Here is an 8,318-nt window from a genome sequence, read left to right on the forward strand (position 1 = left end):
GCTGAGGTCACAGATTCATTCTCCCGTACCGTGTGCCCGCGGCGACCAGGAGGAACGTCACGGTCACCACCGACGCGGCCAGGGCGGGGGGCCAGCCGCAGCGGCGCAGGAAACGGGCCAGGGGCGGACCGCCGTTGCCTTTGGGGCGGCCTCTCGTTTGGATCATGCCGGGCCTGATCCAAGCGGCAGACCCTAGTCCCAGAACTCGCCGTCGTGCGGGAGTGCGGCGAAGTGTCCGGGGTCGTGGGACAGGAAGACCCGTACGCCGGCGCGGTCGAGGGCGCGCAGAGTCCCGAAGGTCAGCAGCTTCTCCTGGACGTTCCAGTCGCTCACCATCGGGATGTCGCGGTCCACGGATTCCTTCAGATGTGCCGCGTCCCCCATGAGCCCGATCCGCCCGTGTTGGGGGAGGTCGAGGATCATCCCCTGATGCCCGGGTGTGTGTCCGCCGGTCCGCAGCAGTCGCACGGTGCCGTCGTGGAAGAGGTCCGTGTCCCCGGACAGCTCCAGGAAGTCGAAATCGCGGCAGTCCCGGTAGTCGCGGAAGGCGTAACCGCGTGCCGTCCAGCGGTCGGGCCACCAGGCGTGGCGGAGTTCGTCGTGCTGCGCCACGTGAATGGCGTCCGGGAAGTAGCTCATCCCGCCCGCGTGGTCGAGGTGCAGATGGGAGTAGACGACATACTTCACATCGGCCGTGCGGTGGCCGAGCCGCTCCAGCTGTCTGTCGATCGCGTGCTCCCGGGTGAAGCCTGCCGCGCCGTACTTCTCCCGCAGGCCGGGGCCCCAGTAGTCCTCCGCCGCCTCCGGGTCGGCCACCCGGTGGTTGATGCCGGTGTCGAAAAGGATCAGTCCGTGCGTGGTGTGCTCGACGACGGCGACGGTGGACGGCACGGTGACGGTGCCCGTTGCCCCGTGCATCAGATCGCCCCGCGACATGGTGAAGGGGCCTGCGTCCACGGTCGTCAGGCGCAGTCTCGGGGTCATGCGTTTCTCCCTGTGCCTCGGCTGGGGTTCACGCAGACCCAACGAACGTGCGCTGTCGCGGAAACGCGCGGTGCGCGGCAGAGGGGAGACGCGGAAACGCGCCCGAGCGCCCGCCCGTGCCGAGGGGTGGCAGGGGCGGGCGCGCTCGTGCGGCGCTCCGGCGCAGTGGGTCAGGCGGCCTTGATCGCGGAGATGTCGAAGGTCAGCTTCACCTTGTCGCTGACCATCACACCGCCGGCCTCCAGGGCCGCGTTCCAGGTCAGGCCCCAGTCGGAGCGCAGGATTTCGGTGCTGCCCTCGAAGCCGACGCGCTCGCTGCCGTAGACATCGGTGGCCGAGCCCTGGAACTCCAGGTCGATGCTGAGCGGACGCGTCACGTCCTTGATCGTGAGGTCGCCCGTGATCCGGTACGCGTCGCCGCCCAGCTGCTCGGCGCCGGTGGAGCGGAACGTCATCTTCGGGAACTGCTCGGCGTCGAAGAAGTCGCCGCTGCGCAGGTGGGCGTCGCGGTCGGCGATACCCGTGTTGACGGAGGCAATGGCGACGTCGATGGAGGCCGTGGACCGGGCGGGGTCCGTGCCGTCCAGGAACAGCGTGCCCTCGTGCTCGCCGAAGGCGCCGCGGACGTTGGTGACCATGGCGTGGCGGACGGTGAAGCCGATGCTGCTGTGGGCGGGGTCGATGGTGTATTCGCCGGTCAGGGCTGCCAGTGCCGGGTCGACCTGCGGCGTGGTGGCGGCGGTGTCGAGGACCGCGACGTCGGTGTTGCGGCGGTTGAAGAGGCCCATGTCTGCTCCTTGGGGACGGTGCGCCGGGAGCTCCCTGCGCTGTTGTTTAAGCTTCAACGAAATTCACTGTAGACCCATTCCGTACAACATTCAACTTCTCCTGGAGGGTTTCGTCCGAAGCTTCACCCGGAAGACACGTACGCCCTCTGGCGGACGCGCGTAGAACTCGGGCACCATCTGTCTGCTCCACCTGCACAGCCGTCCCACCGGAAGCACGGTCCACAACGGTCACCAGCAGGAGGGTTCCCCCGCCATGAAAATCCGCTCGGTCCTCAGCGCGCTCGCGCTCGTCACCGGCGCGCTCTTCGCCCCCGGCTTCGGCGTACTGGCCACGGCCACCGACGCGCAGGCCGCCACCAAGATCAGCCACTCCACGGCGACGTCGATGTTCCGCTCGTCCGGGATCACCTGGTCCTCGTCGGGCGGCTGCTCGAACCGCAACAACCCGACCTGTACGTCCTTCGAGCAGCTCAACCTCGCCACGGCGAAGGGAGCGCAGACCCTCAAGAGCGCCAGCGGCTGTGCCCTCAACATCACCGGTGGCACCGAGACCGGTCACGCGGGCGGCACGTACTCGCACTGGAACGGCTACAAGCTCGACTTCTCCAAGTACACGTGCGTCGGCAACTACATCAAGAACAGCTTCACCTACATCGGCGTCCGCGGAGACGGCGCGCCCCAGTGGAGGTCCGGCTCCGGCAACATCTACGCGGACGAGGGCAATCACTGGGACGTGACGTACTACAACTGCGGCGGCTGCTGATCCGCGTCAGTGCCGGCACGGCGACGTGCGGGCGTCCGGCCCCCCGGACCGGACGCCCGCACGGGCATCAAGGGATACGTACGATCAGGACCCGACGCTCACCGTGAAGCGCCTCGGATTCCCGTCGTGCGCCGCGCCGGAGACGTCCGGCTGCCCGTCCGGCCGGACGTCGTCGTACGGGAAGGCGTACCCGATCGGGGAGTTGGCGTGGACGACGCGCGACCAGTGGTTCGTCGACGGGTCGCGGTAGTAGTCGGCCGCGGTCGCGCCGTTCGGCTGGTCCGGGTGGGTCAGCAGGGTGGTCCGGTTGAACGCCGCCGAGACCCGGGCCAGCAGGGCCTTCTTGTCGTCCGGGTCGTTCGGGTTGTTGGCGAACGGACCGTGGTTGCAGGTGAAGATGTCCCGTGACGACGGCCTGGCGAAGGTGTGGCCGCCCTGGAAGCTCAGTACGTCACCGCTCACCCGCCCGGTGCGCACGCCTCGCCCGCCCTGCAGGTCGACACGGAGATCCTCCGCGCGGTACTTGTCCCACACCCGGTCGACGTACGCGTCGAAGACGTCACGGAAGGGCATCTCGGCGGGGCGGTCGAAGTAGGGCGCCATCAGCGTCTGTGGCGAGATCGCCCGCAGGACCCTGCCGTCGCCGCCCCGGATCACCAGCTTGTCCCACGGCTGCCCGTCCCGGCCGGCCTGGGCGGTCAGATCGGCCGCGATCTTCTCCAGCGCGCCGTCGGGGAGCGGGGCGACGGAGTGGGTCGCGTCGCCGCTGAGCGTGAGGCCGATGGGCAGTGCCGTCACCAGGTCGACGTACTGATGTTGGCGTACAGCTGCGCGGAGTTGAAGGTGAACTCGCAGAACGACCAGATGCGGCCGTAGTTGGGGTCGGCCGGTGTGGCGAAGGCCGGTTCCACCAGGGCGGGGCCGGGGTTGACGAAGAAGTCCAGCTTGTTGTCGCGGACGAAGTAGACCCGTGCGCCGAACATCCGGGGCAGCGTCAGGACGACCGGGCCCTCGCCGGCGGCGCGCAGCGGGATGGAGCAGTCGACGCCCAGAGGGGTCTGCGGCGCGGAAGGGGAGGACGGTTTGTGGACACTGCCGTCGGCGCGCAGCAGTACCCAGTCGCCGGTGCCGTCCTCGTGGCCGGTGACGTACGCGTGGACCGTGCCGGGCAGGGACTTGTTCTCCAGGGCCAGTTCGCAGGTGGCGGGCGCGGCGCCCGCATCGGGGCTGAGAGCGCTTCCCCAGGCGGGGTAGGTGAGCGCTGTAGCGGTGGCGGCAGCGCCGGTCAGGAACATGCGGCGGGATATCACGGAATGAACTCCTGCTGTCGTGGGGGAATTCCCACTCTCGCGACGGGTGAGGCAGTCGTCAAGAGTTGTGACTGAGAGCGCTCTCAATTCGCCGGTACTTTCACAAGTCACCGTCTCCGGAGCGCGACTTGGACTAACGCTCGGCGGTTGTTGGACTGCAGGACGCGGCCGTCACCGACTTTGTTGACGCCGTGGAGAACGGACGACTACTCAGTCCCCATGCCTCGTAGACACCGTGCGGCCTGCGCGCTGGCCGTCGCCTCCTGTGCCGTGTTCACCCTGGCCGGGCCCGCACACCCGGCTACACCGGCCGACGGGCCCGGAGCCGTGTCGGCGTCCGGCGCCGGGCCCGTCATCAACTCCGGCCGGCTCTCGGTCGGCGTCGCCGACGACTTCCCCCGCGTCCTGTCGTACACCGACCGCGCGTCCGGCGCCTCGCTGCTCGGCAGCACCGCCCCCGTCACCGAAGTCACCCTCAACGGCACGCCGTACGAGGTCCGTATCGACGCCCCGCCCCATGTCGGGCGGTCGGCCGCGCGCTACACCCTCGTCTTCCCGGAGCTGCCCGGCGTCGAGATGGACACCGTCCTGTCGGTCTCCGGCAGTGCCGTGACGTTCAAGGTCACCGCCGTGCGCGACAGCGACGCCTTCCGGGTCGGCACGATCGACATACCGGGTCACGACCTGGTGTCCGTCGGCAGTCCGGAGCAGGGCGCGGCTACCGCGTTCACCCGGCTCGACCCCGACTCGACGCGGACTGCGGACCTCTTCACGGACGTCACCGCCGCCACCCCCGCCGACGCGGCCCCGGTGGGCGCCTCGTACGCCATCGTCAACACCGCCGAGCTCGCCGCCGCCGTCGAGTCCAATTCCTCCTACGACAGGCCCAGCGGTCCGACCGGCGGCGACGACGCCCGTTTCTGGCACCGGGCGACGAAGGGCGCGGACGGCTCCACGCGCGTGGGCGTCTGGTCGGGCCAGTGGACGTACCGCGGGGCCGGCGCACCGAAGCCGGAGAGCGGCGACAACCTGCCCTGGGCGAAGGTCGTGGTCACGCCCGACGCCAACGGCGACGGACACGTCGACTGGCAGGACGGTGCCATCGCCTTCCGCTCCATCGGCATCACCGCACCCGGCAGCAAGGACACCGCGGACCGGGTCGTCACCCACATCCCGTTCAACTTCGCCAGCCAGGCCACCCATCCCTTCCTGCGCACCCTCGACGACGTCAAACGCATCTCGCTCGCGACCGACGGGCTCGGCCAGCTGGCCGTGCTCAAGGGCTACGGCTCGGAGGGCCACGACTCGGCCCACCCGGACTACGGCGGCAACTACAACAAGCGCGCCGGCGGCCTCACCGACCTCAACAAGCTCCTCGAGGCCGGCGAGAAGTGGGGCGCGACCTTCGGCGTGCACGTCAACGCCACCGAGTCGTACCCGGAGGCGAACGCCTTCGACGAGAAGCTCGTCGACAAGACGAAGCCGGGCTGGAACTGGCTCAACCAGAGCTACTACATCGACCAGCGCCGCGACATCAACAGCGGCGACCTGGCCCGCCGCTTCCGGCAGCTGCGCGACGAGACACACCGCAATCTGAACTTCCTCTACATCGACGTCTACTACTCGCACGGCTGGATCGCCGACAAGACGGTGCAGGCGGTCCAGGAGCAGGGCTGGAACGTCGGCACGGAATGGTCCGACAAGTTCGAGCGGGCGTCGCTGTGGTCCCACTGGGCCAACGACCTCGACTACGGCGGCGTCACCAACAAGGGCCTCAACTCACAGATCATCCGCTTCATCCGCAACGGCGAGAAGGACATCTGGAACAACCACCCGGTCCTCGGCCAGAGTGCCCTCGAGGACTTCGAGGGCTGGACCGGCGAGACCGACTGGAACGCCTTCTACGACAACGTCTGGCAGCGCGACCTGCCCGCCAAATACCTCCAGCAGGAACGGATCACCCGCTGGGACGGCAACGACATCCGCTTCACCGGCGGCCTGCGCGGCACCGTGGAGGACGGCCGCCGCACCTTCTACGACCACGGCCGCAAGGTCCTGGACAAAGACCGCTACCTGCTGCCGTGGGACGGAGGCAGGAAGCTGTACCACTACAACAAGGCCGGTGGCACGACGAGTTGGGCCGTGACCGGCGACGGCGCGTACACCGTGCACAAGCTCACCGACAACGGCCGGGTGAAGACCGGCACCGTACGCCCCAAGGACGGCAGGATCACGCTCACCGCGACCGCCGGACAGCCGTACGTGATCTACCCCGACGACGCCCCCGCGCTGCGTGACGCCCGCTGGGGCGAGGGCGGCCCGGTCGCCGACCCCGGTTTCAACGACGCGGACCTCGGCGCCTGGAGCCGGCAGGGCAGGGTCGGCCGGGACACCGACGACCAGGGCCGCAACAGCGGCGCTCTCGACGGCCCCACCACCTCCGCCGTCTCGCAGCGCATCAAGGGCCTCGAGGAGGGCGAGCGGTACACCGCTTCCGCATGGATCGAGGTAGAGCCCGGCGCCTCCCGCCGTACGACCCTGTCCATCGGCGGCCAGACCGTGGCCGTCGAACGCTCCACCGCCAAGAACCACGTCGCCGCCTCCGACTGGCACGGCACGTACTTCCAGCGCGCCAAGGTCGGCTTCACCGCGCCGAAAGGCGCGACGACGCTGAAGATCGAGGCCGCGGCCGGCAACGACGCCCGGGTGCGGATCGACGACGTGCGCATCGTCGCCAACGCGCCCGCCACCAGGCCCGGAGCGCTCGTCCACGAGGACTTCGAGGCCGTCGACCAGGGCTGGGGCCCCTTCCTCAAAGGCGACGCGGGCGGTGCCACCGACCCACGCACCCATGTGAGCCAACTGCACGCCCCCTACACCCAGGCCGGCTGGAACGGGAAACCGACCGACGACGTCCTCGGCGGCAAGGAGTCCCTCAAGGCCCACGACGAGAACACCGGCCTGGTGTACCGCACCGCGCCCTGGACCGTGCCCATGAAGGACGGGCACAGCTACCGGGTGGAGTTCGACTACCAGTCCAGCCACGCCGGCGCCTACGAGTGGGTCACCGGCTACGACCGGGCCACCGGCGGCTCCGTCGAGCACCGCCGCACACCCGTCGGACAGCAGCGCTCCACCGGCCACTTCTCCGAGACCGTGACCGCGGGCTGCGGCGACACCTGGACGGGGCTGCGCAAGCGCGGCGCCGCTCCGGACGGTGCGGACTTCGTGCTGGACGCCTTCACGGTCACCGACCTCGGTCCGGCCGCGGAGCGGACCGCCTGCGGCACGCTCGGCGTGACCGCCCCGCCCAGCCTCGAACCGGGCGAGAAGAACGAGGTCGAGGCCGTCTTCACCAACGACGAGACCACCGCCGCCGGCGGCGTGGAGCTGGACCTTCAACTGCCCGAGGGGTGGAAGGCGGAGCCGGCCGGCCCGGTGTCCTTCGAGACCGTCGCACCCGGCGCGAAGGCAACGGGCACATGGCACGTCACACCGCCCGCCGACGCCGAGTACCGCGCGTACTCCATCGGCTCGACGGCCGCGTACACCGTGGCCGGCTCGGCGCGGAAGCTCACCGCCGCCACTTCTGTCCGCACCCTTCCGCCGCCGCCGGCCGGTGACGCCTTTGCGAGCGACCTCGACTGGACGTCCGCCGAGAACGGGTGGGGCCCGGTCGAGCGCGACCTGTCCAACGGCGAGACCGGCACCGGTGACGGCAGCCCACTCAGGATCGGGGGAGTGACCTACGACAAGGGCCTCGGCAGCCACGCACCGGCGAAGGTCCGGTACTACCTGGGCGGGAAGTGCACGTCCTTCACCGCGGACGTGGGCGTGGACGATGTCCAGACGTCGCGCGGGAGCGTGCGTTTCAGCGTCCTGGCCGACGGCTCGGAAAAAGCCGTCTCCCCGGTGCTGAAGGCCACGGACGCCGCCTGGCCGCTGACCGCGGACGTCACCGGCGCCGACTACGTCGAGCTGATCGTCGGCGACGGCGGTGACGGCAACGGCAACGATCACGCCGACTGGGGCGACGCCCGCTTCCACTGCGGGAGCTGAGCGTCTCCGGCGGGGCGAGCGGAGCGTCTTCGGCGGGGGCTGAGCGTCTCCGGCGGGCGGCCCGGTACCGTGGGCCGCCCGCCGGATTAACCCGACCGGCGTAGGCGGCGTGTCCGGCCTGTGAGGTGGCTCTCAGCCGACGTGCTTGTCGGACCCCCACAAAGAGGAACAGGCCTGAGCTGGTGGTTGGCGCTCTGTGCGGAAAGGTTCTGTCAGAGGCCGACAGGAGAACGGGCGCGAGACTGTACAGAGTCGACGGCAGGGTTTTCTTGGTCGGATCCGTAGGGTCGATGCATGACCGTTTTGGACGAGACCACCAGCGAGCCGACCGACGCCCGGGGGCGGGTGGCCGAGCTGCAGGCGCTGCGCGAGCAGGCGGTGCGCGGGCCCAGTGAGAAGGCGACGAAGGCGCAG

5 protein-coding genes and 1 pseudogene are annotated in these 8,318 nt (G+C 69.7%); 2 read left to right on the top strand and 4 right to left on the bottom strand.

Annotated features, from left to right (window positions below):
• Positions 1–7 precede the first annotated feature (7 nt).
• From ABZ070_RS33320 to ABZ070_RS33330, 3 genes are all read right to left on the bottom strand, one after another.
• Positions 8–166 (bottom strand): hypothetical protein, encoded by a 159-nt coding sequence (locus ABZ070_RS33320; RefSeq protein ID WP_356639445.1) that lies wholly within the window; start codon positions 164–166, stop codon positions 8–10.
• A 26-nt stretch (positions 167–192) separates the two neighbouring features.
• On the bottom strand, positions 193–984 hold the full coding sequence (locus ABZ070_RS33325; RefSeq protein WP_356639447.1) for an N-acyl homoserine lactonase family protein: 792 nt from the start codon (positions 982–984) through the stop codon (positions 193–195).
• Positions 985–1,154: 170 nt separating this feature from the next.
• Positions 1,155–1,772 carry a YceI family protein gene (locus tag ABZ070_RS33330; protein ID WP_356639449.1) on the bottom strand — a complete coding sequence of 206 codons (618 nt, stop codon included), beginning with the start codon at positions 1,770–1,772 and terminating at the stop codon, positions 1,155–1,157.
• 253 nt (positions 1,773–2,025) lie between these two features.
• Between ABZ070_RS33330 and ABZ070_RS33335 the strand changes: the two genes are divergently transcribed.
• The gene (locus tag ABZ070_RS33335; RefSeq protein ID WP_356639451.1) at positions 2,026–2,535 is read left to right on the top strand and encodes a hypothetical protein; all 510 of its coding nucleotides are present in this window, start codon (positions 2,026–2,028) and stop codon (positions 2,533–2,535) included.
• Between the two features lie 84 nt (positions 2,536–2,619).
• On the opposite strand, the pseudogene ABZ070_RS33340 reads toward ABZ070_RS33335, so the two are convergent.
• Positions 2,620–3,830, bottom strand: a pseudogene (locus ABZ070_RS33340) (glycoside hydrolase family 64 protein).
• Positions 3,831–4,064: 234 nt separating this feature from the next.
• Between ABZ070_RS33340 and ABZ070_RS33345 the strand changes: the two are divergent.
• Positions 4,065–7,904: an endo-alpha-N-acetylgalactosaminidase family protein gene (locus tag ABZ070_RS33345; RefSeq protein ID WP_356639453.1), complete on the top strand. Its 3,840-nt coding sequence runs from the start codon at positions 4,065–4,067 to the stop codon at positions 7,902–7,904.
• Positions 7,905–8,318 lie beyond the last annotated feature (414 nt).

It is taken from the genome of Streptomyces sp. NPDC006283 (assembly GCF_040613325.1).
Taxonomy (GTDB): domain Bacteria; phylum Actinomycetota; class Actinomycetes; order Streptomycetales; family Streptomycetaceae; genus Streptomyces.